The following is a 25,631-nucleotide window of genomic DNA, read 5'->3' as shown; positions in this document are numbered from 1 at the left end:
GAGATGGTAAGATGATACACCCGAACGCAGCGGCCCTGGCGGCAGCTGCCATCATGACATCCCTGTACCTGCCGGTACAGGCCGCAGGCACAGACGGCCAACAGCAGCTCCAGTCCAAAGATGTTATCGTCACGGCGACCAAGACAAAAGAGGAAGTCCGGGCCGTGCCGCAGGCCGTCGAAGTATGGACACAGGAAGACCTGCAGCGCATGGGCGCCAGTGATGTCGTATCGGCACTGCAGCTGGCCAATAACGTCAACCTTTCCAAAGCCGGCATGACTGGCAACGCCGTCATGATACGCGGCATGAGCACCAATCATTCGCTCATCCTCGTAGATGGCAGACGTTACGCGGCCGAAGATACGGATGTGACGACCAATGTCTATGCCCTGGAGCGGATGGACCTCAGTGATATCGACCGCATCGAAATCGTCCGCGGCCCGTCGAGCTCTCTTTACGGGTCTGATGCCATGGGAGGGGGCATCAACATCATTACCAAAGTTCCCAATAAAGCCGGCGGCACAGTGGGCGTCGTGACGGGGACCCAGAATACGGCAGAATATATGAACATCAATTTTGGCAAACATCACCGCTGGTCTACGTCATTCGATGCCCGTCTCGACCGGCGCCGTCCGTTCAACCGCTATACATACAGCAGCGCGGCGACCATGAGTGGCATGACATCTGTAACAGACGGGTCCAACCGCTCGCTCTACGGCATGCGCCGCATGTATCATCTGGCCAGCGTCTACGACTTTGAAAACGAAAATGATAATAAACTCCGCTTCGACCTGGAATATCACGATGACGACCTGCGCTCTGATTTCGCTCCGGCATGGTTTTCCCGGGGGCCCATGAAATTATACACGGCCAAAGACAAGCATGAATACTATCATGAACAGGAAAAGGCCGCCAGTGTTGAATATACGGGAAAAACGAAACGGAATGAATATATGTTCCGAACGTATTATAATGAGCTGAAAAAAATTCGCTCATCGATAATGGACGAGATCCCTTCCCGGGAATGATGGAGACCATCCTGGGAGGCATGTATCCCAGGTCTGATATGGACCGGGCCAAATACAGCACCTGGGTTACGGAAGCACGGGATACGATGTATCTGGGAAGCCATCATAATCTGACATTCGGAGCAGAATATCGCAAACTGAAATATGAAGGCACCCGCCTTGCCGGTTCTCCCGTAGGGCTGGATAAAGATATGGCCGGTCACGAAGTCAATTCCTATGCCGGCTATATCGAAGACCTGTGGCAGGTCAACGACAAATTACTCCTCGTACCATCTGTCCGGTATGAACACAACAGCCAGTTTGGCAGTCAGACGACGCCGAAAATCGGCCTGACATATAACCTGAACAGTAACTGGCGCTTCAAATCCAATTACGGCCGGGGCTACAAGGCGCCTTCTATCAGCGAACTGTATATGGAAATGTACCGGGCCATGGGCTCGACGACCGTCGATATTTACGGCAATCCCGACCTGGATCCGGAAAAATCGACGAGCTATGATTTCAGCCTGGAATATGATAAGGGCAGGAACTTTGGCAAGCTGACCTATTTCAACAACCGCGTGTCCAACCTCATCGAAGCCGATCGTCTCTATGGCACGACGTACACCTATGTCAATGTCGCCAAAGCCCATATCGACGGGATAGAAGCCGAACTGGGTCATCGCTTCGGAGACCGCTGGACGGTGAAACTGACCCATAATTATCTCGATGCCGTCAATGGCCGGACCGATGAACGGCTCAATTACCGGGCAAAGAATACGACGACGGTGCAGCTGTTGTATGACGACCACAAAGAAAACGGATTCAGTGCCGTCCTCTGGGACCAGTTCAGCAGTGACTACCGCTTTGACGGACAGGATTACACGTATAATACGCTGAACTTCTCATTCCGCAAAAAGCTGGGCAGTGGATTTTCTCTCTACGGCGGCGTCGATGATATATTCAATAAAAAAGTCGATGACATTTACATCGACGGGCGGATGTGGCGTATAGGAGCAGAATGGAAATGGTAATCATAGAAACATGCAATGACGTAACAGCAAACCTGTGGAAACGGCTGTGCCTTGCGGCCTGCGCTCTCTTCCTGGCTGTACCGGCGGCTGCCGGGGCGTCGGCGGTGACGGAAAGCCGTCCGGGTCAGCTTTCCATCATGGATGCGGAAACAGGGCAGGTCCTGACCAGTCAGGAGCTGGCGGCCAGAGAAACGGATACGGACGTCCTGTTTCTGGGAGAATTTCATGATAATGCTTCCATCCATGAAACAGAAGCTGCCCTGCTGCAGGATCTGTACAAGCAGAAACAGGGGAAACTGGCACTGTCGCTGGAAATGGCGGAACGGGATACCCAGCCTGTACTGGATTCGTATCTGGCCGGGAAGATACGCGAAGACGAATACCTTGCTGCCGGGCGCCCCTGGCCCAATTACAGGGATGCCTACCGGCCAATGGTTACTTTTGCCAGAACGCAGAAGATTCCCGTAATTGCCGCCAATATACCGAGGAAAGCCGCAGCCGTCTATGCCCATACAGGCTCCCTCCGGGAGGCAGAAGAGACATGGGGATTCTATATGCCGCAGACCGTATATCCCGGCTCCCTGGCGTATGAACGGGCATTTACCGGAACGATGATGCGTCTCCGGGGGCAGGCTATGCCCATTTCGCAGGATACGATTCCCCGGCTCTTTGCGGCCCAGTGCCTGAAGGACAATACCATGGCCGAAAGCATCGACCGCTATGCCCGGGCGCACGGCGGACATCTCGTCTTCCATGTGACTGGCGCCGCTCATTGCGAAGGATGGCTGGGGACAGTCGAACAGCTCCACCAGCGGAATCCGGGACTTACGATCCGGGTCATTACGGCGGTCCGCTATGACCCGTCCCGCCTGAGCCACAGCGAGGCAGCCGCATTGTACCGGGATAAGGGCGATTATCTGATCCTCGTTCCCGAAACCATGGCGGATACGGGGAGCCGGGGATGATCCGGCGCTTCCTTTCCTGTTATCGTCCGTACACCCGGCTCCTTGCCGTCGTCATGACCGGATCGGTCCTTGCAGCCGGTATGGAAACAGGGTTTCCCATGATTGTACGCCACATCCTGAATGACATCCTGCCAGCCCGGGATATGGCGCGCCTCTGGCAGACCGGACTGCTGCTTCTGGGGTTGTACGTCCTCTGCCTCCTCATCAGCTTCGCCGTCTGCTACTGTGGAAGGAACATGGGGGTCCACATCGAGCACGACCTGCGCTGCCGGCTCTTTGATCACATAGAAGGCCTGAGCTTTTCCTTTTTCGATACGGCACAGACCGGCCAGCTGGTCTCACGGATCATCAGCGATATTTCCGAAATTGGCGACCTCGTTTTCCAGCTTCCTAATCTGGTTCTGGTCTGTGTCATCACCATGGCAGGCAGTACCTTCTTTATGTTTTCTATCAACTGGCAGCTGGCCCTTCTGGTGTTGTTCGTGCTGGGACTCAAAACGCTGGATACGGTCTTTCTCAACGGGCGGATGAAGCAGACCTTTTTCCTGGCCCGGCAGCAGATGGGCCGCCTCAGCGCCAGGGCAGCGGAAAGCTTCAGTGCCATCCGGGTCATCCAGTCCTTTGCCGCCGAACGGTATGAACTGGAACGGTTCCGCCGTACCAGTACGGATGTGCGCTGCGCCCAGCAGCGGACCTATCTCTTCGAGGCCTACCTGATGAGTACGGTCGTATTCTTTACCAACCTCAATAACCTGATCATCATAGCCGCCGGCAGCTATTACATCATGATGGGAACCATGACCGTTGCCGATCTGGTCGTCTTCCTCATGTACCTGCTCCTGTTCATCCGGCCCATTATGCAGCTGACCCTGCTTACAGAACGGTATCAGCGCAGCATGGCCGGCTTTCGGCGTTATACGGGACTCATGGATACGCCCCCGGCCGTCACCGACTGTCCCCATGCGATAGATGCAGGTATGATCCGCGGTCGCATTGAATTCCGTCACGTCTCCTTCTCTTATGAAAAGGGACCAACAGTACTGCGCGATTTCAATCTAGTTATCGAACCGGGAGAAACCGTCGCCGTCGTCGGATCTACGGGCGTAGGGAAGAGCAGCATTGCCAGCCTTCTGCCTCGGTTCTATGACGTCACGGCAGGAGAAATCCTCCTCGATGGCCGCGATATCCGCTCGTATACGCTGGCCTCCCTGCGGCGGGCGGTCGGCATGGTGCAGCAGGATGTGTTCCTCTTTGCTGGGTCGGTCAGGGAAAATATTGCCCTCGGCGACGAGATGGCATCGCCAGAGGCTGTCCGCGCCGCCGCCGCTGCTGCCGATGCCCATGATTTTATCTGTTCTCTTCCCGATGGATATGACAGCTTCATCGGTGAACGGGGAGTCCTCCTTTCAGGCGGTCAGAAACAGCGCATCGCCATTGCCCGCATCTTCCTGAAAAATCCGCCCGTGCTGATCCTGGATGAGGCTACGTCATCACTGGACAACGAAACGGAACAAAAAATACAGGAATCCCTGCGGTCGTTGTCGGCACACCGGACGACGCTGATCATTGCCCACCGTCTGGCGACCATCCGCCATGCCGACCGCATCCTGGTCCTGACCAAAGAAGGCGTGGCCGAAAGCGGTACCCACGATGAACTCATGAGTCGTCACGGATTGTATTACCAGCTGTACGAAGCACAGTTCGATGAAGAAACATAAAAAAACTGCCGCTCATGGATCGGCAGTTTTTTTATATCCGTCCTGCTACTGGCCCAGAGCGCGCAGCAGGGTATAGCGGAATTCATGGGCCGTTTTTGCCAGTACGGCCGAACCGGCCAATATGGCAAAGGGAAGAGACAGACAGATGACGAGGAGATTCCGGCCGGCAGCGGACAGAAGGGGGCCGGTCAGTGTCCGGGCCACCTGCAGGAACGATTCGGTGGCGACACAGCAGAGGAACATGACGATGAAAAAGACGGCTACTGCCAGGGGCAGCATGATGATATAAGAGAGAATATAAGCAGCGGATTTCATGATAAACGACCTCCTGCACATAATACCGTATCCCCTGTTACAAGGGTTATATCGTAAGTTTATTATATTCTGCTATTATCAAAATGTCAAATTAAATGATAATGAGAAAATGCGTGTCGTTTTTACTACAGTTGGGCAGGACTGCTGTCCGATTGGAGCATCGGAAGGAAATCCGGTAAAAAAAGCCCTTGTCAGGCCGGAAACGGACGGGCGGACAAGGGCTTTTCCTTTGTGTGAAATTGTAATGAAACTCAATCCTGATTATTTTTTTTCAGACAAACGGGACATACATCAGAATTTGAAGTCGATGATGGCCGAGACGCCGACACCCTGCACGCGGTTCAGATTGGTCACGTCGGTCGTCGCCACCGGAATGAGCGCCTTGGCACGGGCGATGCCGTTGAATTCGCCTTCAATTTGGGCTACGGCCTTGACTTTATCCACCTGTCCGGACGGCCCGACGACCTGGACGGCGCCGATGTATTTTCCCGTGCCGCCGCTCAGGATAGGAACGACTTTGGTGGCGTAGTCGGTGCCGACGCCGTTTTTCATGAGCAGTTTATTCAGGAAGGTATTGATTTCATCGCCGTATTTGGAAACGAGGACGGAAATACCGCCGACTTTCAGAATGGAACCGAGATTAAATGCCTGAACGGCACTGCCGCCGGCAAAGCCCAGCAGGGATGCGACGGTGACGGCTGCAATGATTTGTTTTTTCATAGAGACCTCCTCGGGACGTTATGGTTGTGGTCCGGCATTGATGATATCTGCCGGCATGTGGGGATATTTTTCATGGAAGTTGTCGAAAAACATCTTGGCCACTTTCTTTGCCATTGTATCATATGCGTCGGGACTTGACCAGGTATCGCGGGGATTGAGGATTTGTGGCGGGACGCCCGGGCAGGACTGGGGGATATCGACATTGAACCGGTCATCGTGAACGAAGTCTGCTTTTTTCAGTGTACCGTTCAGGGCTGCCGTAATCATGGCCCGGGTGTATTTCAGTTCCATGCGGCTGCCGATGCCGTAGGGGCCGCCCGTCCATCCCGTGTTGACCAGGTAGACGCTCGTATTGTGATGTTCAATCCGTTCGCCGAGCATGCGGGCATAGATATCGGGATCCAGCGGCATGAACGGTTCTCCAAAGAGCGTAGAGAAGGTCGGCACCGGTTCGGTGATGCCCTGTTCCGTACCGGCTACTTTGGAGGTAAATCCCGTGACAAAGTGATACATGGCAGCTTCCTTGCTAAGCCGGGAAATGGGCGGCAGGACGCCGAAGCTGTCGGCCGTGAGGAAGATGACAACTGTCGGCACACCGCCTATGCCGGGAATAGCCGCATTGGGAATGTACTCGATGGGATAGCCGGCGCGGGTATTTTCCGTGATTTTATGGTCAAAATAATTAGGCTTGCGCGTATCTGGGTCGAGGATGACATTTTCTACCAGCGTACCGGAGCGGATGGCCTGGTAGATGTCTGGTTCCTTGTCCGGATCGAGGTCGATGCACTTGGCGTAGCAGCCACCTTCAAAGTTGAAGATGCCCCGGTCGGACCAGCCGTGTTCGTCGTCGCCGATGAGTTTGCGGTCCGGGTCGGCCGACAAGGTCGTCTTGCCCGTACCCGACAGGCCGAAGAAAATAGCCGTTTCCTTGGTGATCGGGTCCATGTTGGCCGAACAGTGCATGGGCAGGACTCCTTCCCGGGGCAGGAGAAAATTCATGACCGAAAAGACGCTCTTTTTGATTTCCCCGGCATACTGTGTCCCGGCGATGAGGATGAACCGCGTTTCATAATCGACGAGAATGGCCGCTTCCGAATGGACGCCATCCGCCGTGGGATTGCATTTGAAGCCCGGCGTGACGATGATGGTAAAATCCGGTTCGCCGTACTGTAACAGTTCTTCCTGACTCGGCCGGATGAGCAGATTGCGGATAAAGAGGTTTTCGCTGGCCAGTTCCGTAATGACGCGGAATTTCTTGCGGCACTTTTTGTCGGCTCCGGCGAAGCCGTCAAAGATGAAGACTTCCCGGTTTTGCAGATAGGCCGTCATTTTATCTTTCAGGGCGCGGAATTTATCCTTCGTAATCGGGCGGTTGACGCTGCCCCAGGCGATGAGGTCGTGGACCCCCGGCGTATCGACGATGAACTTATCCTTCGGTGCCCGGCCCGTGAATTTTCCCGTCCTGACGACCAGGGCTCCCGTATCGCTGAGCACGCCTTCGCCGCGGCGCAGTGCCGCTTCCGTGAGGCATGCCGGGCTCAGATTGCGGTATACGGCAGACGGATTGATGATACCTGCCCGTTCCAGTCCAAATGTTTCCATATAGAATCCCCCCAATATATAAAATATATAATATGTAATGAATGAGTAAAATGAAATACAAGTATGCCGTGAAGTACACACTCTTATTATAAACGGAATTTGTAAACCGTTCAATGGTCTATTTCCCCTCTTGACACTTTGACTTTTTGATGTATTATAAAGAAAGAGAATTAGCACTCCTATAAAAAGAGTGCTAACACAAAATTAAAGAAGCCGGGAGCTTCTGTAAAGGAGTATGTGACTATGGCGAAAGAAACGTTTGAATTCCAAGCGGAAACGAAACAACTACTGGACCTGATGGTTCATTCTATCTATACGAATCATGAAATTTTCCTGCGTGAACTCATATCCAACGCATCCGATGCAATCGATAAGCTTCATTATGAATCGCTGACCAACCGCGACATCCTGGAAGGGGATACGGCTTTTGAAATCCACCTGACACCCGATGCCGATGCCCACACGCTGACTATTTCCGATAATGGCCTGGGCATGAATAAAGAAGACCTGGTGCAGAATCTGGGGACCATTGCCAAATCGGGGACGAAAGCCTTCCTGGAAAAACTGAAGGAAGCCCAGGACAGCGATTCGACGGACAAAGACCTCATCGGCCAGTTCGGTGTCGGCTTTTATTCGGCCTTCATGGTAGCTGATACGGTGACGGTCGTTACCCGCAAGGCCGGTGAAAAACAGGCCTATAAATGGGAATCGTCCGGTGATGGTACGTACAGCCTGGAAGAATGTGAAAAACCGAAACACGGTACGACCATCATCCTCCATCTGGGCAAGGATTTCTACGGCGACAAGAGTGAAGAAAATTATACCGATCAGATGACTATTTCCGGTCTGGTAAAGAAGTATTCCGATTACATCCGTTATCCGATTACCATGGATTATGTAACCAAGGAAAAACCGAAAGATGCTGATGGCAAGACTATCGAAGATGCGCCGGAAGAAGAAAAAGTTGAAACGCGGACCCTCAATTCCATGCAGCCACTGTGGACGCGCAATAAATCGGATATCAAACCGGAAGAATACAAGGATTTCTTCAAACACCAGTTCTACGAATGGGAAGACCCCATGGAAATCTTCCATACCAAAGCCGAAGGGGCCGTCGAATATACGGCACTGCTCTTCATTCCCGGCAGTGCACCATTTAATTTGTATTATACGGATTACGAAGCGGGCCTGCAGTTGTACAGCCGCCACGTCTTCATCATGGACAAATGCAAAGACCTCCTGCCGGACTACCTGCGCTTTGTCAAAGGCCTCGTCGATTCGCCAGACCTGTCCCTGAATATTTCCCGTGAACTGCTCCAGCAGAGCCGTGAACTGAAACTCATCGGACGCAACCTGGAAAAGAACATCCTCAAGACGCTGGCCCGCACCCTGGAAAAAGACCGGGCCAAATACGAAAAGTTCTGGGCTGAATATGGCAAGTCCCTGAAAATCGGCGTATACAGCGGCATGATGACCGGCGAAAACAACGTCGATAAACTGAAAGACCTGCTGCTGTTCATGAGTTCCAAAGACGGCAAGCTCTGCACGCTGAAAGAATACGTGGGCCGCATGAAAGACGGTCAGCAAAAGATTTACTTCGCTACCGGCAAGGACCGGGCTGCCATCGATGCCATGCCGCAGATGGAACTTCTCCGCGACCGCGACCTGGAAGTCCTCTACATGCTCGACCCGGTCGATGAATTTGCCGTACAGGCCATTGGTGAATACGATGGTAAGAAATTCCATTCTATCAGCCAGGGCGATCTCGACCTCGACGATGACGAATACAAGGAAGAAAAGAAGAAAGCCGAAGACCTGGCCAAGAGCAATGAAGACCTGCTCAAGGATATCAAGGAAGTCATCGGTGACAAAGTGGCCGATGTCCGCCTGTCAAACCGCCTGAAATCCGGTGCTGTCTGCCTTGTCGCTGATGCAGCCGGCCCGTCCATCGCCATGGAACAGGCCTTTGCTGCAGCCAATAACCCTATGCTCAAAGCCCGCCGCATTCTGGAAATCAACCCCAATCACGACCTCTTTGGCCGTCTCCAGACGCTCCATGCAGCCGGCAAAGATTCCCAGGATTTCAAAGACTACTGCAAACTTCTCTACGATCAGGCCCTGCTTCTGGAAGGCATCCTGCCTGACGACCCGGCGGCTTTTGCCAATAAGGTTGCCCAGATGATGGCAAAATAAAGAAGCCTGCCAAACCGTCCGGAAGGCGCGTAGAAAGACAATAGAACGACTATAGAGATAAAACGGACGGAGAGGCCGCCCCATACAGCAATCGCTGCTTTGTGGGGCGGCCTCTTTTGGGCTGCTGTGATGGATTTTGCTCAGTATTGCGTCAGTACATATTTTTATACTATTATATATCCGGCATTTCACAGTAAAAATAGGAAGACTATGGTGGATATGGTATAATAGATGAAGTAATTCTGTATCATTTTATGACAGGGGGAAATCACTATGCTGCCTGCTATTTATATCATTGGCTGCGGCGGGACTATTGCCGGCCGGGCCGCGTCCCAGTCTGAACTCATTGGCTATCAGGCCGGGGAAGTTTCTATAGACGATCTCATCCAATCAGTGCCGGAAATGACCAGCTATGCTTCTATCCGGGGAGAACAGTTCTGCAATATCGACAGTTCCAGTATGACTGAAGAACTGCTGCTGCAGCTGGCGCGCCATGTACAGGACATAGCCGGCCGGGACGACGTAGATGGTATCGTCATCACTCATGGCACGGATACGATGGATGAGACAGCCTATTTCCTGAATCTCACCGTTCATACCCACAAGCCCGTTGTCCTCGTCGGAGCCATGCGGCCGGCTACGGCCATCAGTGCCGACGGCCCCATGAATCTGCTGGAAGCGGTACGTCTGGCGGCAACTCCCGGAGCGGGGGAATACGGCGTCCTGCAGGTCATGAACAGCACTATCTGCTCGGCCCGGTTCGTGGAAAAGACCGATACGACCCATGTTCAGACTTTTACCGATGGCCAGCTGGGGGCCCTGGGATTTATGCAGGATGGCGTTCCCGTCTTCTATCAGAAGCCGCTGCGCCGCCATACGTATGACTCCCGCTGGACCTGCCCGGCAGAAGACCATCTGCCGCCTGTCTGGATTCTGTACTGTCATATCGGTATGACGGCCGAGCTCATTGAAACGGCGATGGAACGGGGCATACGGGGCATCGTCCTGGCCGGGATGGGCCATGGGAATATGCCGAAATACCTCTTGCCAGTCATCAAAGAGGCACAGTTGAAAGGTCTGGTCTTCGTCCGGACGACGAGGGCGGCCGGCGGCATCGTCAGCCCTGTACCCCTGTGGCCACAGATGATCGGTGCAGACAATCTGTCGCCCCAGAAAGCACGGCTGCTGCTGCAGCTGGCATTGCAGGAAACGAGTGACATAGAACAGATACAGCACTGGTTTGGCGAGTATTGACCGGCCGGCTTGTGACATACCATGGCATGTGATAAAATGATACAGATAGTATAATTGCTACCTGAACATACTACATGGGATAGGAGAGACGAACATGAAAAAATATACAAAAATTCTGATGACAGCTGCCGTTGCCGCCGTATTGAGCGGCAGCGTCATGGCTGCGGGAACGACGGGCGGTCTGCGCGATATCGATACGTATTGGGGAAAACAGGCCGTTGAATATTTCTATGACAACCATTATGTCAGCGGTGCCGATGGATATTTCCATCCCGATGATCCCATCACCCGTGAAGGCATTGCCTCCATCATCAACAACATGCTCAATGAAAGCCCGGCCGTCCCCAAGACCAGCTTCAAGGATATCCAGGGCCGGTGGTCCCAGCGGGCCATCGATTCCCTCGTCGATAAACAGATTATGAACGGTTACAGTGACAACACCTTCCGCCCGACGCAGAACATTACGCGGGAAGAATTTGCCGTCATCGCCTATAATTATATGAGTTATAAAGGCATTACCGTCCAGGATACGGCTGTCCCCTATGACGATGAAAATGCCATCGCTCCCTGGGCGCGGAAAGCCGTCGATACCCTGTCTGCAGCCGGTTATATGAAAGGGGCCAATAATACCTTCCAGCCGAAAGAAGAAATTACCCGTGGCGAAGCTGTCAACGTCCTCTACCGCATCCTCACTAACGGCAAGGGCAGTTCGGAAAAACAAAATACCCTGGAAACACAGGTATTTAAAGACATCACCGATGTCTACGGATCTATCAAGAACTTTGCCAAAGACGGCATCATGTACTGGCAGGGCAATAAACTCCACGTAGGCGTCAAGACCCAGGCCAACCGGGACAAGCTGGAACAGGCCCTGGCGGAAGATTCCCAGATTGAAGGCGGTTCCGTCATCGTCCAGCGTTCGACCTACAGTTACAATGATTACAAAAACATCATGGCCCGGGCCGAAAAGGTATACCGCGCCAATGAACCGACCGGCTCCTTTGTCAAGACCGACGTCGATTATCTCAATGAAAAGGTATTGCTCACCGTAAATTCCATTTCCAAAGGAACCCAGACGGCACTGAATAAGGAAATCGGCGGTGTACTGCGTATCGTCATTCAGTAGCAGGAGGAACTATGATGAAACCGAAGAAACTGGCGGCCCTGTTTGTGGCCTTTACCCTGTTTTCCGGCGTGACGGCTCTGGCGGAAGCTCCCTATACCGATCTGGGAGGACTGAAGAGCCGTGCTGCCATCGATTACCTGTACGATAACCAGTGCCTGGATTTCGCTGCAGGAAAGACCTTTGCCCCACAGCAGGTACTGACGCGGGGAGACCTGGCGCAGCTCATATACAGCGTCGCCCTGAAACTGCCAGAATCGCCGCTCGTCTTCAGTGATGCGCCGACGCCCAAAGCCAATGATGCCATGGCCGCCGTGGCAGCCCAGGGGATACTCAAAGGCTATGAAGATGGCTCCTTTCACCCCGATGAACCGGTGACGCGGGAAGAATTTGCCGCCGTCCTCTACCGCTACCTGAAGTACTGTGGCCTGGAAGAAATTGAAAACCACCAGCTGCCCTACGGCGACATTGCCGACGTAGCTCCGGAAAACCGCACGGCCGTAGAATATCTCCAGCGGAAAGACCTCATGACGACGACGGACAACCTGTTCCGTCCCCGGGAAGGTATGACCCGGGCGGCTGCTGCCGAAACGATATACCATATGATGCATTCTGATGCCGATTACGTATCCCACGTCGATGTGGAAAGCCAGGTCATACGGGCCCTCAATGCCGAATATGGCAGCATGCCTGCCTTTTTCCAGCAGGGGACGCTCTACTGGGATGGGGACAAACTGGTCCTCGGATTCAGAGGCTCGCCGCGCATGTTCCTGAAGCAGCGCCTGAAAAAAGATGTGAGCCGCTATGATGTGCTGGTATTCCGCCACGTCCGCTTTGCCCGTGCCGATTACGACCAGCTCATGACAAGGGCTGTCAACTGCATCGTTTCCGAGGAAGGCGTGCAGAACTACGTTGGTTCCGTGCCGGATTATAAGAACGAAACCATCGATGTCATCGTGCGCCGTCCTCTGGCCGATACAACCGTACAGAAACTGAATGAACGGATAGGGAAAGGTGTCGTGCGGATTCATGACGTGCGCACGGCCGCCATGCGCCCCCAGCCGGCAAGCCCGGCAGGAGAAACGAAAAAAGTCGATACGGATACCAACAAGGACTTGTCCCATTCGCCGCTCTACGATGAAGCGACCAATGCCGCCGTCAATTCCGTCATCCGCGACGCCATGAAATAACAGAAAGGGAGACGTGAATGTAATTGAAACTGCTCAAGAAACTTGCAATCGCAGCCTGCACTATGACCTTTATGGTGTGCAATCTGGCTTTTGCCAAATTCGTTGTCCTCGATGATGTTCATTTTGACAAACAACATTCTGCCAAAAATTATAAAATCGTATCCGTCGATAACGGCATACCTACGGAAATCCGTCTCAAGGCAGGCAATTATGGCTATACCCGCATGACGGTAAAGCAGAATAAAAAACTCGTATATATCACGGACCTCCTGACAGAGGATAATATCCATCACATGCAGCGGGTCCAGGACCAGGACAGCGGCCGGATTTTTTACCTGCTTTCCCAATTCAGGCACGCTACGGCTTTTGGCTATGACCCGGTTAAAGGGTCCTGGCAGGAATACATCAATTCGAAAAACTATTATGCCGGGTATGACAAGCCCCATGCCAACCTGATTGTCAATAAAGACAATGAACTGGAACTTTCGTTCTTTGTATTCGGTGACGGGGTTCCCAACCATATCTATCAGTTCTTCTGGGATAACAAGGCCAACTGGTTTGGGTACCGCGATTTAGGCTACTACGTCTTTAAGGACGGGAAAAATCATAAAGTATAACCATAACAGGCATTTCCTCAGATAAAAAAACAGGTGCATGCCAGCTGCTTATGATGGTCAGCTGGTATGCACCTGTTTTGTAATGCGATGGGCATAGAGCAGGCAGGGCCGGTTTACTGCCCAAGGAGCAGGCGGGCCAGTTCATCCGGGCTCTGGACGAGGTAATCGGGATGGAGCCGTTCCAGATCCTCTTTGTCGCGGAATCCCCAGGTGACGAGGATGACGTCGAGACCGGCATTGCGGGCCGTCATGCTGTCTACTTCCGAATCGCCGATGTAGACGGCATCTTCTCTGGCACATCCCAGCCGCTTCAGGGCTTCCCATACCATATCGGGTTCCGGCTTTTTCCGGTAGCGCGGTGATTCTCCCATGGAGAACGATACAAGATGGGAGAAAAATTCTTCGTGGAGTTCGCTGACGGCAGCCTGTCCTTTGTTGGACACGATGGCCGTCTTTCGTCCGCCGGCCTGAAGGGCAGACAGCAGGGACACGATGCCGTCATAGGGGTGGGTATGGCCCTGGCAGTGGCTGCTGTACCAGGTCTTGAATTCCTCGGCTAGTTTTTGCTGCTCTGCCGGGTCCAGATCCGGTGCGGTCCGCTTTATGAGTCCGGTGTAGCCGTATCCCAGAGCGGCCCGGACTTCCTGCCGTGTCCGGACGGGGAGATGATGGGCCCCGTATACATGGGCCAGGGAAGTCGTCAGTTCATCCAGTGTATCGAGGACGGTGCCGTCCATATCAAAAATAATCGCTTTATACTGTTTCATAATACCGCCGTAATGGCGCAAAGCCTCCTTTAGGTAAGTTCGACCCATATTATACCATATTCTATTTCTTTCTGCTCTTTTCAGGTAGAACTGGAAGTTAAATTCTATCTATGATAGAATAGGAGCTAGAATTATTTTTTCAGTCATAGAGGGAGAGGATGAGATGTCTAGTTATTTGCCGTACATTATTGTGGCAGGGATTGTGGTAATCTTTTTCATTATTTGCATGATTCTTTTTTCCGGGAACAAAGCGGAAAAGAATCATCAGAAACAGGAAAGGGCAGAGCAGCAGAGCCTGGCCCAGAAGAGGGCGGAAGAAAAGGCTGCCTGGGCTCAGATAGAAGCGCTCAATGATGAACGGGAAGCGAAACGGCGGACAAGCCAGTCGCATACGGCTCCTGTACCACGGATTTCTACGGTAACGGTCAGGGAACGGGCGGAAAACCCCGATGAAACGGCCTTTGTCACGACAAAAGGGGAAGCCGTACGGCGCAATGGACAGATTGTCTACGAAGAAGCTCCGCAGAAAAACCGTAAGAAAAAGGAAAATTTCGATGCCACACGGGTGTTGTCCCGCGATGAAATCATCGAAGCCATGGATAAAGTAGATAAAGAAGAAGCGGCCGCTTACAAGGCAGAAACGGAAGAAGCCAAGAAAAAGAAAGACGAAGAAGCGGCCCGCGAAGCCGACCGGGAAGAAGCACAGCGTCAGGCTGCAGAGAAAGAAATGATACGCCAGAGAGCAGAAGCGACCCGCAAGCGCCGGGCAGCGGCTGCGGCACAGCGTGCGCGCCTGGTCAGCGACGATGAACAGGAAGACACGACGCTGGCCCAGATGGCGGCGGTCGTGTCGAAAGACCTGGCGGAAAAAGATCAGCCGGCCGGCACGGATGCCCCGGCAGATGATGCCGATGCGACGACGGTCATTCCTGCTTCTGCCGTAACGGCAGCGGCGGCTGCTACGGCAGCTTCTGCCACGGCGCCCGCAGCAAGACCGGCAGCTCCGTCCAAAACGGCAGCGGCCGTCCGCAAAGGCGCTGCCGTTCATACGGCACCAGCTGCTGAAGAGGATGCCCCATCGGATAAGACGCAGATCATGAAGCCCGTCAAGGCCCAGAAACACGATGCGGCTCCCAGTGCGCTGGGCGATGAAACGCGGCGCATGCAGCCACTCCAGGTCGATACGGCTTCGAAAGAACAGGAAGGCCGGACGGCTCCGGCCGCTGCCAAGGCTTCGGCCCATACCCGGCAGGAAAGCAGTCACAATCGTACGAAGAGCCCCTGGGGCAATGACCTGCAGCACCGTACGTCCTCGACCAAACAGGGTCAGGAATCCATCTGGGCCAAAGATGCCGCCGCCAATTCGACGGTCGTCCGGGATTGTGCCTATCATTTCCTGGGCCAGTACGGTATTGCCGGCGATGCCTTCCAGCAGCACGTCAAAAACATAACGGCTGCTGCCTTCAACCGCCTGGGCTGCCATACCGACGACGAACGGGAAAAAGCCGTCGCCCCCCTTCTGGTGCAGGAAGCCCTGCAGAACGTACAGAAGACCTATGCGTCCCAGCCGGAAGACTACGTGGCCACTATGGCCCTGCGCGCCTTTGAAGATATCGTCCGCTGCCCCGTGGCCTCGACGCGCCATCTGGTCGCCATGGATGCCCTGAAAGTCATGCCGTATCTGGGCCGCGGCCATTATCAGATTCTGGCCATCCTGCTGCTCTTCCTCTATTCCCGCAACTCCCATAACGTCGATAAGACGACGTTCTGCCAGTATATCGACAAATACGTCATGCCTTTCCTCGACCATTTCCCGACGGAACGGCCCTATTACCAGCAGCTCGATTATCTCCACTGTACGGCACTGGAAGCCAAGGAAACGCGGTTCCCGGAAATCCTGTCCGATTCCTATCCGCTCCTGTTCCGTTACCGCGGATTTACGGAAGAAGAACTGCGTAAAGCCCTCAAGGGCCACCGCATCCCCAGAGAATACGTCGTACGGTCCTTCAATTCACCGCTCATCAAGCTGGCCCTGATCGACGATTCCATGGCTCTGCGCTTCTTCCGCGTCACGGGCATTACCGACCGGGACATGCAGGACCGCATCATGCGGCTGGCTAAAAAGCGCCCTGCCAATTTCAGTGGCGAAGAAGCACTGGACATCATGGAAGATATTTCGCCTATCCTGGCAGATCTCGGCGATATCTGGGACAGCACGCTGCTGCGCGTCTCCACGCTTTCCCTCCTGGGCCTCTATCTGGCACAGGGCTATGTAAAAGAAATGATTGGCGAGGAATTTGATTTATCCCGCTGGTTTGAATAAAAGGTGGTCTATTGTATGAAAAAAATTCGTAAAGCTGTCATCCCGGCAGCCGGTTATGGTACACGCTTTTTGCCGGCGACGAAAGCGACGCCGAAAGAAATGCTGCCTATCGTCGATAAGCCGACAATCCAGTATATCGTAGAAGAAGCTCTCCAGAGCGGCATTGAAGAAATCCTGATTATCAGCGGACATGCCAAACGGGCTATTGAAGATCATTTTGATACCAATATTGCCCTCGAACTCAACCTGGAAGAACATCATAAAACGGATTTGCTGCGCATGGTCCGCAGTATATCTGAAATCAATATTCATTATATCCGTCAGAAGCACATGCGCGGCCTGGGCGATGCCATCCTCTGCGCCCAGTCCTTTATCGATGACGAACCTTTTGCAGTCCTTCTCGGCGATGATGTCGTATACAACGAAACCAACCCGGCCCTGCAGCAGATGATCGACATCTACAATTCCCTGGGCACGACCATCCTGGGCTGTCAGGAAGTGCCCCAGGAAAAAGTTTCCTCCTATGGCATCGTCAAGGGCGTTCCTACCGATGATCCCCGTCTCATGCGCGTCGTCAACATGATTGAAAAACCGTCCGTTGCCGAAGCACCGAGCCGGACTGCCGTTCTCGGCCGCTACATCATCACTCCTGATGTCTTTGAAGTACTGCGCCGGACCGAACCGGGAAAAGGCGGCGAAATCCAGCTGACCGATGCCCTTCAGACCATGGCAGCCCGGGAAGCCGTCTATGCATACTGCTTCTCCGGCAAGCGCTATGACGTAGGGGATAAACTGGGCTTCCTCAAGGCTACTGTCGAATACGCCCTGCGCCGTCCTGATTTGGGCGATTCGTTCCGGGATTATCTGAAGAGTCTGTCTTTATAAGAAATAAGCAAGGTCAAAAAATCAAAGTCACCATGTAAAAAGAGCACCGTTCAGGTATTGATTATTGCTAAGCGTCATGCTATACTTAGGATGAATCATAAAGAATGATTATTCCTTTTAATAGTGTGAAAGAAGGGGTTTGTATGAAAATAGAAGAAGGTACCGTAGTAGGGTTAAATGATAATGGTCTCGTCGATGTCAAAGTCGGCCGTCATTCCGACTGTATTTCCTGTGGTGCCTGTGATGGGGCACAGCACATCGTCGTCCAGGCACTGAATCCGGTCGGCGCCAAAGTCGGGCAGCATGTCAAATTCGAAATGCGGGAAGTCAACATCGTCATTGGCGCATTCGTCTGCTTCATCATGCCGCTCCTGGTCGCTGCAGCCGGTGTCTTCATCGGCCGCATGATAGCCCAGTCCCAGGCATTGGATGTCGTCAACCTGGAAATTGCCGGCGGCATCATCGGCTTCCTCATCGGAGTCGTGGGAGTCAAACTCTTTGACCGTAAAATCACGAACGATGCCAACGCCCGCCCGAAAATCGTAGAAGTCGTGCAGGGCCGGTAAGAGAGCATACAAAGAATGAGACTGTCTTTTCAGGCAGCCTCTTCTTTTTTACTCGGATTATATCCATATGCTCTGGTATAGTGAAAAAAAACTGTCCAGTGACAGTTTTTTTTCAGTTTGGCAATTTTTCTGCCAGCGACAGGGTTGTCCCGTCCTGACGGGTGACGCTCGTCACGCGGAGCTGGCTCCTCGTATCGTCCAGATTTTCCCGGCTCATGAGAGCGTACTGGCTGGGGATGAGGGGATTGAGCAGGAACTGGCTGGTGTGCGGCTTGCCCGACGCCGCCGGCGTCAGCCGCAGGGTCCCCGAATACAGCACGGCATGGTCGCCGGCGCGCTGGAGTTCGTAGACACCGCGGATTTCCCGGATTTCTTCCGGTTTCCCTTCGAATACGGGCGTATAGGTGATGCGCAGGAAAGTCTGATGATTGGATCCTTTGACGAGAGTGGCCGATACGTTCCGGATTTTGATCAGTCCATCCAGCTGGCGCTGGATCGGGCGGTTGTATGCGGCCAGACGCTGATCCCAGGCGTCGTTGATTTCACTGATGAATGCCGGTGCATCGGCAAGGCCCGTAATGCGCCACTGCTTCGGTCCCGTACGGGTCAGTTCGATGGTGCAGGTCAGATTCCTGTCGAGCCGTTCATTATATAAGGTGACCGTCATGTGAGCGTGGCTGCTGTCTGTCTTATGGGCGTAGCGGGAAGAAACATAGTGCCAGCCCGAGACGGGAAAGGGAAATCCCAGGGCCTGCAGGCGGAGACGGACATTTTCTGCCGCTCCGGCGCGGTCTGCATCGTCTTTCTCCTTCTGCATGGTCAGGTGGAACAGGCGGCTGCTGTCGGTGATGAAATCATCCCGCAATGGCGCCCAGGCCAGCTGCAGGACCGGCAGGGAATCGATTCCGCCGCCCCGCGAGGCCATGCCGTCGAAGAGTCCGGCTGCAATGGCCTTATCATCGACAAGAGCCGTGACCGTTTCCTCATCGCCGCTTTGTATGGCCCGGGTGAGGACCCGGACGGAATAATCGGGTGTCGCCTTGTATACGTGCTCATAGTTGAGTACCGCCGCTTCCAGACAGAAAAGCAGGATACAGATGGCAGCCAGTATGGAAACATCCGGTTTGGGTATTCTATGCGAATTCATGGGCATTCCTTCTTTGCGTATGAGACAAAAATATGATGACTTAAAAGTATTATACCATTTTTATGCCGTTTCTGAAAAAGGAAACGTATTATTTTTGTAGAACTATAGATAGTGAGACCTGAAATTTAACCTATATAGTGAGGAGTGATACGGTGATTACCATACATGATAAAACCCATAATACAGACTATACCGTAGAAAAAGGGACGACACTGCTCGCCCTGAGCCGGCAGTGCTGTCCCGAAGCCGACCCGCCTGTGGCAGCGGCCCTGTACAACAACGAACTGGCCGGCCTGCAGACGAAAATAGAAGAAAAAGGCGATGTCGAATGGTACCAGCTGAATACACTGGAAGGCAACCAGTGCATCATACGCACGGCCATCCTGCTCCTCGTGCGGGCCGTGGCCGAACTCTATCCCGACGGCAAGGTGCTGGTCAAACACGCCCTGCGCAAATCCCTTTACTGTGAACTGGAAATCGGCCATAACGTGACCATCCACGATGTGGAAGCTATCAAGCGCCGCATGGACGAAATCGTCGAACAGGACGAAACCATCACCCAGGTCAAAGTCAGCACCCAGACGGCGCTGGCCATGTGCCACAACCGCGACCTCAAGCACGAAGCGGAACTGATGAGCCATGTCGATGTGCCCTATGTCCTGGCCTATCAGTGCGGGCAGATACTGGACTACTACATGGGGCCTCTCCTGCCCAGCATGGGATACCTGACCTGCTTCAACCTGCGACTCTATGCGCCGGGTATCATACTGGAATACCCGAAAGTAGAAAATCCCAACGAACTGCCGCCGTATAAGGAAATCCCGAAAATGGCCCGCCTCTTCCTGGAAGCGGAAGAATGGGGGCGCATCGTCCGCTGTGAATACGTCTCTGACCTGAACCGCTATATCGGGGACGGGACCATCCAGGATATCGTCGATATGGCCGAAGCCCTGCAGGAAAAGAAACTGGCCGAACTGGCCGACTATATCGTGGCCCAGCGGCCCAAAATCAAAGTCGTCCTCATTGCCGGCCCGTCCTCTGCCGGTAAGACGACATTCTGCAAACGGCTGACCACCCAGCTCCGCGTCAATGGCCTGCGTCCGGTGCGCATTTCTCTCGACGACTATTTCTATAATAGAGAAGATACGCCGCGTAATCCCGATGGCAGTTACGATTTTGAATCACTGCGCGCCATCGACGTACCCCTGTTCAATCAGCAGATCGATGACCTCAATCAGGGCAAAGACGTCCACCTGGCCCGCTTTGAATTCGTCGAAGGCAAGCGCTATTTCGACGAAAAGCCGACGCGCCTCGAACCGGGCCAGCCCATCGTCGTAGAAGGCCTTCACGCCCTGAATGATTCCCTGACCTACATGCTGCCCCGCTATGAAAAAGTCAAGATCTCCCTGGGCGTCCTGACGCAGATACGCATCAACGACCACAACCGCATTTCCACGTCGGACACGCGCATCATCCGCCGCATGGTCCGGGATCATCAGTTCCGTGGCCGCGGTCCCGAAGCGACCATGGAAATCTGGGGCGACGTGCGCCGTGGCGAAGAAAAGAATATCTATCCCTATCAGGAAGATGCCGATACCATCTTCAACACGGCTCTGCCATACGAACTGGCCGTCCTCAAACCCTATGCCGAACCGCTCCTGGAATCGATCGGACAGGACAGCCCCTATTATACGGAAGCCCAGCGCCTGGTCAAATTCCTGAAGCCCTTCAAGCCCGTAGATTCGTCCGTCGTCCCCATGAACTCCCTCCTGAGGGAATTTATCGGCAAATGACAGACCATTGCGCGGCGGGTGCGGGGTATACGAATTTATCATTGACAAAGCCTGAGTGGATAGATATAATAGTATAGTCGAGGTAGAAATAATGAAACTACAAGTCGAAGAAGCACTCAAAGAAATGGGGAAGTATTTCCCTTTTTCGTTTGAACGTCCGGCTGCCGAGCTCGGTGATGTAGATGATTTCCCCTGGAAAGATGCTACCGTAGCTGTGGAAGGAACGTATTGTTTCGATGGCAATCATCTCCTTGTAGAAGGAACGATTCGTACATCGGGCATGTATCCCTGCAGCCGTTGTCTGACACCGGTATCGGTGGATCGGAATGAAACACTGTCTGAAGTCTATGGTACGGAAGCGGAGCTTCCCGAGGACGTATTGCCTTATAACGGGGAATACATCGATTTGACGGAGACAATTAGAGAAACCTTGATCCTCAGCGAGCCCATGAGGGTATTGTGCCGGCCTGACTGCAAAGGGCTTTGTCCGCAGTGCGGTGCAAACCTGAATGAAGGACCCTGTAGTTGTCCTACCGACAAGATTGATCCGAGGCTTGAAGCCCTGGCTCAGTTATTACGATCCAAAGAAAAGCACTAGAAACACGTACCATGTGATTTAAGGAGGTGCAGAACATGGCAGTACCAAAGAACAGATTATCCCAGACTCGTCAGAAGATGCGTCGTGCAAACTGGAAATTGACAGCACCGGGCTACGTAGAATGCCCGCAGTGCCACGAAGCAATGATGCCTCATCATGTATGCCCGACTTGCGGCTACTATAAAGGCAAACAGGTTGTCAACAACACAACCGCTGAATAAGAGTAAGCATAAAAAGCGTCCCTTAAAAGGGACGCTTTTTTATGTCCTGGCCGGTTTAAAAACGATAGAGAAGCGGACAGGCACCAACGTAGCAAACCGGCTTTCCTGGTACCTGCTGTTCCTTTCCGGCCTGCGACCTGCGAACTGCGGCCCTTCCCACTATCCCTTCCTACTGTCCTTCCCGGCCTACGGCACTTTCATATAACTTATCCATATTGACAACCATGGAATACTATGAAACTTTGGCATGAAATGCATTGTATTGTTATGGGTGACATCACACAGTTCACATATGTGAACAATGTGAACTGTGTAATGTGAGAAGAAACAAAATATTTAATTATAATACCATGGAATAGATAAAACAGTGAATTGTAGTATCCCTGGTATCTTGTACTCGCAATGAGTCATAAATAGTGACAATAAGCTGTTTGCCGGAATTGTTGACTAGCATATATTTTATAAACTGACGAGCTGTTATTGTATACACTATTTTCTATAATGTCCGTGCTCAGAAAATAAAATATAAAAATAATATAAATACATTAAAATTCATAAATATATTTTGTGGATATAATTCAACATCATATAAAACAAAAAGATTTAAATAATAACATAAAATGACTAATTATAAAGATTATTAAAATTACAATAAAAGACACAAAATAGCATTAAATTTGTAATAAAACAATGATGTATGGTATAATGATAGACATATAGAATTAACTGTTATTACATTTACACTAAACAAACAGGAGGTTGTTTTATGAATAAAATATACAAAGTCATCTGGAGTCATGTAAAACAATGCTATGTCGTTACATCAGAACTGGCCAAAGCTCATGGCCGGACGTCCATCGGGGTGGGGACTTCGCGATTAGCCGTCGCCGCCCTCACTGCCTTCGTCCTCACCGCTGGCGTCACCAGTGCAGGACTGGCGGCAGATAAGGACATTGTGGACAAGGGGGCCCAGCCCATTGCTTATGACATCAGTCCGGCCAACGACGGGACCAATATTGCCATCGGCAAGAATGCCAAGGTCTTTATCGGCGGCGGGACCCAGGAATCCATGCTTTCCTTCGGGGAAAAGGTCAATGAGGGGTCCTTCAGCATGGACATCCATGATAACAACCATGCGAAGCAGAATCTGCCGGAAGCCATCGCCGTGGGGACGAATTCGTATGCCCGTACAGGCTCCATCGAAATTGGTGCTCATACACTGGCAGAAAATAAGATTTCCATCGGTGATACCACAGCGGACAAACTGCGTCAGTTTGGTGTAGCCTCCACCACACTGGGGACCAATTCCTATACCGGCGGCGGTTTTGCTACGACCATTGGCAGCTATAATGTACAAACCAGTCCGTATGAAGCAAAAGATAAATGGGATACGCTTGGCAATGCGACGAAAAATGCATTTTCTACGGTTATCGGTACCTTCAATTCCAATGAATCCATGACAGGAAGCAGAAGCAGCGGCGTCGCCAATATAATTTCCGGTATGGCCAACAAAGTGACCAACAGCAACGGTGCTATTGTCATGGGGGCCGGAAATAGTGTAAAAGAATCAAGCAGCTACATTGATGCCTCTCCTTACAGTACGCACTTTGACTCTGCTGCTGATATGCAGAAAGCTTTGATGGATGGCGTTGCCAGCAGTGCGGGCGGTGCTACTTTGGTTATTGGTGGTGCCAACAGCGCTGAAAAGACCCAGAATTCACAAATCATGGGCGTGGGGAACTCCATGAAATCGACGACTTACAAGAAAGTACAGTACAACTATCTGGATGGGTTCAACAGTTCCATTACCGATGCCAGCCATGTAAAGGTGCTGGGACAGGGTGTCACGATCAATAAGGGGGCTGATTCCAACACGGTCATCGGCGATTATCGCACCGTAGCAGAAGACCAGACCCATAACGTGATTATCGGCAATGCCGACGAAACGGCGCCCATCACAACAGAGAAAAAAGACACAGTCATCCTCGGTCATAATGCTAATGCCACTATCGATGGCGGTGTAGCCATCGGTGCCGGTTCCGTAGCTGTTATCGATAAGGATCAAGTCGGTTATGACCCGGCAAATGGTGACCATCATACTGATACCACTGGCACCTGGAAGTCGAAAGCTGCCGCTGTTTCCGTTGGTCAAATTGTAAAAAATGAACAAGGACAATTGGATGCAGAAAAGACTATTACCCGTCAGATTACCAACGTCGCAGCTGGTACGCAGGATACAGATGCTGTTAATGTTGCCCAGCTCAAGGCTGTGAGCGATACCGTTGATGCTTCGAAGACGAAGTATTACAGTGTCCGGGATATACCGTTTACATCAGCACAATATGCTGAATATACTAATGAAAAGAATGACGGAGCCAAGGAAATGGGGGCTCTGGCAGCCGGGTATATGACCTATGCCGGCGGCATCGCTTCAACGGTAACGGGTTCCCTGTCTGGTGTTATTAATCAGGCAGCTGCTTCAGGCCGTCAGGATTTCCGTGGGGCTACGGCCTTGTCTTATGGTACCTTTAACATCAATAATAATACTGAAAATTCTGGAGCCTTTAGCGGCGTCGCCAACAGCATCGTAGGGCAGGCTAACGTGACCACCGATTCCAACGCGGCTATGGTCTACGGCGCCGGGAACAGCGTCACCAATTCCTACCGGGCCATCGACGTTCAAAAAGCCGGTGCCATCATGCAGGGCCTGAAGGACCCGAGGCAGCTGAACGAGGCCCTGAAGGCAGCCGTTCCCACCAGCGGGGCCCAGGTCATGGTCATGGGTGGCGGCAACACCGTGGATAAAGCTTACATGACTCAGGTTGTGGGCGTGGGCAACACGGTGACCGGCAGCGACAAGGAATACGTAGAAGGGACCTCCACCCAGCTGAACTACGTGGATGGCTTCTACAATAAAGTGGAAAACGGCAAGAACGATTATGTGATCGGTTCCCATAATACTCTCACCGGCAGCAACGTGGATACGAACAAATCCAATCTGGTGCTGGGTGACAACCACAAACTGACCGACCGGACGAACAACGTAATCCTGGGTTCTGCCGATAAGGAACTGACCACCTCTGCTTCCGACGCCGTCCTCATCGGCCACAATGCCGACGTGAAAGTGGATGGCGGCGTGGCCCTTGGCAGCGGGTCTGTGGCTTCTACGGATAAAGACGTGGAAGGCTATGATCCTCTGAAGAAGGGTGCCAGCGAATCGTCTGACAAGGCCTGGAAATCCTCCTGGGCAGCGGTTTCTGTAGGCGATGGGACTCATACCCGCCAGATCACGGGTGTGGCGGCCGGGTTTGCGGATACCGACGCCGTGAACGTGGCTCAGTTGAAGAGTGTGGCTAGCCTGCCCGTCCACATCTACAGCGGTGGCAAGGTGAGCAGCGGCAGCTACACGGCCGGCGGCCCTGTAGCCAATCCGACCATCAGCAGCCTGCAGTTTGACTTCGGCGACGGCCTGAAAGCAGAAGAAGTGGGCGCAGAAGGAGACAAACGCGTCCTGGTATCCCTGGATAAGGATGCCCTGAAGGGCGACCCTGATTTCAAGGGGGATAAAGGCGAAAAGGGTGACACCGGCGCTC

The 25,631-nt window shown here is 52.8% G+C and carries 21 protein-coding genes; 16 read left to right on the top strand and 5 right to left on the bottom strand.

Annotated features, from left to right (window positions below):
* Positions 1-11: 11 nt before the first annotated feature.
* The 4 genes from B4H10_RS05690 to B4H10_RS05675 are packed head-to-tail and all read left to right on the top strand — an operon-like array spanning position 12 to position 4,724.
* On the top strand, positions 12-1,028 hold the full coding sequence (locus B4H10_RS05690) for a TonB-dependent receptor plug domain-containing protein (protein ID WP_292018362.1): 1,017 nt from the start codon (positions 12-14) through the stop codon (positions 1,026-1,028).
* Entirely contained in the window at positions 1,025-2,041 is a 1,017-nt protein-coding gene (locus B4H10_RS05685) for a TonB-dependent receptor plug domain-containing protein (protein WP_292018361.1), read from the top strand. The genes B4H10_RS05690 and B4H10_RS05685 overlap by 4 nt, the downstream gene beginning before the upstream one ends.
* Positions 2,035-3,006 (top strand): ChaN family lipoprotein, encoded by a 972-nt coding sequence (locus B4H10_RS05680; RefSeq protein WP_292018360.1) that lies wholly within the window; start codon positions 2,035-2,037, stop codon positions 3,004-3,006. Before B4H10_RS05685 ends, B4H10_RS05680 begins: the two co-directional genes overlap by 7 nt.
* Positions 3,003-4,724, top strand: coding sequence for an ABC transporter ATP-binding protein (locus B4H10_RS05675; RefSeq protein ID WP_292018359.1), 1,722 nt, complete (start codon positions 3,003-3,005; stop codon positions 4,722-4,724). Before B4H10_RS05680 ends, B4H10_RS05675 begins: the two co-directional genes overlap by 4 nt.
* A gap of 45 nt (positions 4,725-4,769) precedes the next feature.
* On the opposite strand, the gene B4H10_RS05670 is transcribed toward B4H10_RS05675, so the two are convergent.
* The 3 genes from B4H10_RS05670 to pckA all read right to left on the bottom strand — a co-directional run bounded on the left by B4H10_RS05670 (position 4,770) and on the right by pckA (position 7,361).
* Complete coding sequence (locus B4H10_RS05670; protein ID WP_292018358.1) at positions 4,770-5,039, bottom strand: hypothetical protein; 270 nt, start codon at positions 5,037-5,039, stop codon at positions 4,770-4,772.
* Between the two features lie 291 nt (positions 5,040-5,330).
* Complete coding sequence (locus B4H10_RS05665; RefSeq protein ID WP_059075711.1) at positions 5,331-5,759, bottom strand: hypothetical protein; 429 nt, start codon at positions 5,757-5,759, stop codon at positions 5,331-5,333.
* A gap of 18 nt (positions 5,760-5,777) precedes the next feature.
* Complete coding sequence (gene pckA / locus B4H10_RS05660; protein ID WP_075582041.1) at positions 5,778-7,361, bottom strand: phosphoenolpyruvate carboxykinase (ATP); 1,584 nt, start codon at positions 7,359-7,361, stop codon at positions 5,778-5,780.
* Between the two features lie 243 nt (positions 7,362-7,604).
* Between pckA and htpG the strand changes: the two genes are divergently transcribed.
* The 5 genes from htpG (at position 7,605) to B4H10_RS05635 (ending at position 13,738) form a co-directional block, all read left to right on the top strand.
* The gene (gene htpG, locus B4H10_RS05655; RefSeq protein ID WP_075582042.1) at positions 7,605-9,554 is read left to right on the top strand and encodes a molecular chaperone HtpG; all 1,950 of its coding nucleotides are present in this window, start codon (positions 7,605-7,607) and stop codon (positions 9,552-9,554) included.
* A 273-nt stretch (positions 9,555-9,827) separates the two neighbouring features.
* Positions 9,828-10,808 carry an asparaginase gene (locus B4H10_RS05650; protein WP_292018357.1) on the top strand — a complete coding sequence of 327 codons (981 nt, stop codon included), beginning with the start codon at positions 9,828-9,830 and terminating at the stop codon, positions 10,806-10,808.
* A 94-nt stretch (positions 10,809-10,902) separates the two neighbouring features.
* On the top strand, positions 10,903-11,934 hold the full coding sequence (locus tag B4H10_RS05645) for an S-layer homology domain-containing protein (RefSeq protein ID WP_075582044.1): 1,032 nt from the start codon (positions 10,903-10,905) through the stop codon (positions 11,932-11,934).
* An 11-nt stretch (positions 11,935-11,945) separates the two neighbouring features.
* Positions 11,946-13,121: an S-layer homology domain-containing protein gene (locus B4H10_RS05640; protein WP_292018356.1), complete on the top strand. Its 1,176-nt coding sequence runs from the start codon at positions 11,946-11,948 to the stop codon at positions 13,119-13,121.
* Positions 13,122-13,144: 23 nt separating this feature from the next.
* Positions 13,145-13,738 carry a hypothetical protein gene (locus B4H10_RS05635; protein WP_059075717.1) on the top strand — a complete coding sequence of 198 codons (594 nt, stop codon included), beginning with the start codon at positions 13,145-13,147 and terminating at the stop codon, positions 13,736-13,738.
* A 113-nt stretch (positions 13,739-13,851) separates the two neighbouring features.
* On the opposite strand, the gene B4H10_RS05630 is transcribed toward B4H10_RS05635, so the two are convergent.
* Positions 13,852-14,505, bottom strand: a complete 654-nt coding sequence (locus B4H10_RS05630) for an HAD family hydrolase (RefSeq protein WP_075582046.1) — start codon at positions 14,503-14,505, stop codon at positions 13,852-13,854.
* A 163-nt stretch (positions 14,506-14,668) separates the two neighbouring features.
* Between B4H10_RS05630 and B4H10_RS05625 the strand changes: the two genes are divergently transcribed.
* The 3 genes from B4H10_RS05625 (at position 14,669) to B4H10_RS05615 (ending at position 18,279) form a co-directional block, all read left to right on the top strand.
* A complete protein-coding gene (locus tag B4H10_RS05625; RefSeq protein WP_292017720.1) occupies positions 14,669-16,828 on the top strand; it encodes an LPO_1073/Vpar_1526 family protein in 2,160 nt (719 codons plus the stop codon).
* Positions 16,829-16,843: 15 nt separating this feature from the next.
* Positions 16,844-17,713, top strand: coding sequence for a UTP--glucose-1-phosphate uridylyltransferase GalU (gene galU / locus B4H10_RS05620; protein WP_059075720.1), 870 nt, complete (start codon positions 16,844-16,846; stop codon positions 17,711-17,713).
* Positions 17,714-17,856: 143 nt separating this feature from the next.
* Positions 17,857-18,279, top strand: a complete 423-nt coding sequence (locus B4H10_RS05615) for a SoxR reducing system RseC family protein (RefSeq protein WP_059075721.1) — start codon at positions 17,857-17,859, stop codon at positions 18,277-18,279.
* 112 nt (positions 18,280-18,391) lie between these two features.
* Here B4H10_RS05615 and B4H10_RS05610 read toward each other — a convergent pair whose 3' ends face one another.
* Positions 18,392-19,426, bottom strand: a complete 1,035-nt coding sequence (locus B4H10_RS05610; protein ID WP_075582049.1) for a hypothetical protein — start codon at positions 19,424-19,426, stop codon at positions 18,392-18,394.
* A gap of 152 nt (positions 19,427-19,578) precedes the next feature.
* Here B4H10_RS05610 and B4H10_RS05605 point away from each other — a divergent pair, with 152 nt between their 5' ends.
* The 4 genes from B4H10_RS05605 to B4H10_RS05590 form a co-directional block, all read left to right on the top strand.
* Entirely contained in the window at positions 19,579-21,219 is a 1,641-nt protein-coding gene (locus tag B4H10_RS05605; protein WP_292018355.1) for a nucleoside kinase, read from the top strand.
* Positions 21,220-21,310: 91 nt separating this feature from the next.
* Positions 21,311-21,817 carry a YceD family protein gene (locus tag B4H10_RS05600; protein WP_059075724.1) on the top strand — a complete coding sequence of 169 codons (507 nt, stop codon included), beginning with the start codon at positions 21,311-21,313 and terminating at the stop codon, positions 21,815-21,817.
* Positions 21,818-21,852: 35 nt separating this feature from the next.
* The gene (gene rpmF / locus B4H10_RS05595; protein ID WP_014016180.1) at positions 21,853-22,038 is read left to right on the top strand and encodes a 50S ribosomal protein L32; all 186 of its coding nucleotides are present in this window, start codon (positions 21,853-21,855) and stop codon (positions 22,036-22,038) included.
* A gap of 766 nt (positions 22,039-22,804) precedes the next feature.
* A partial coding sequence (locus B4H10_RS05590) for an ESPR-type extended signal peptide-containing protein (protein ID WP_292018354.1) occupies positions 22,805-25,631 on the top strand: 2,827 nt, incomplete at its 3' end.

The organism is Megasphaera sp. UBA4382, assembly GCF_002391155.1.
In the GTDB taxonomy this organism is placed as follows: Bacteria; Bacillota; Negativicutes; order Veillonellales; family Megasphaeraceae; genus Megasphaera; species Megasphaera hexanoica.
This window is presented reverse-complemented; position numbering and strand designations above follow the sequence as displayed.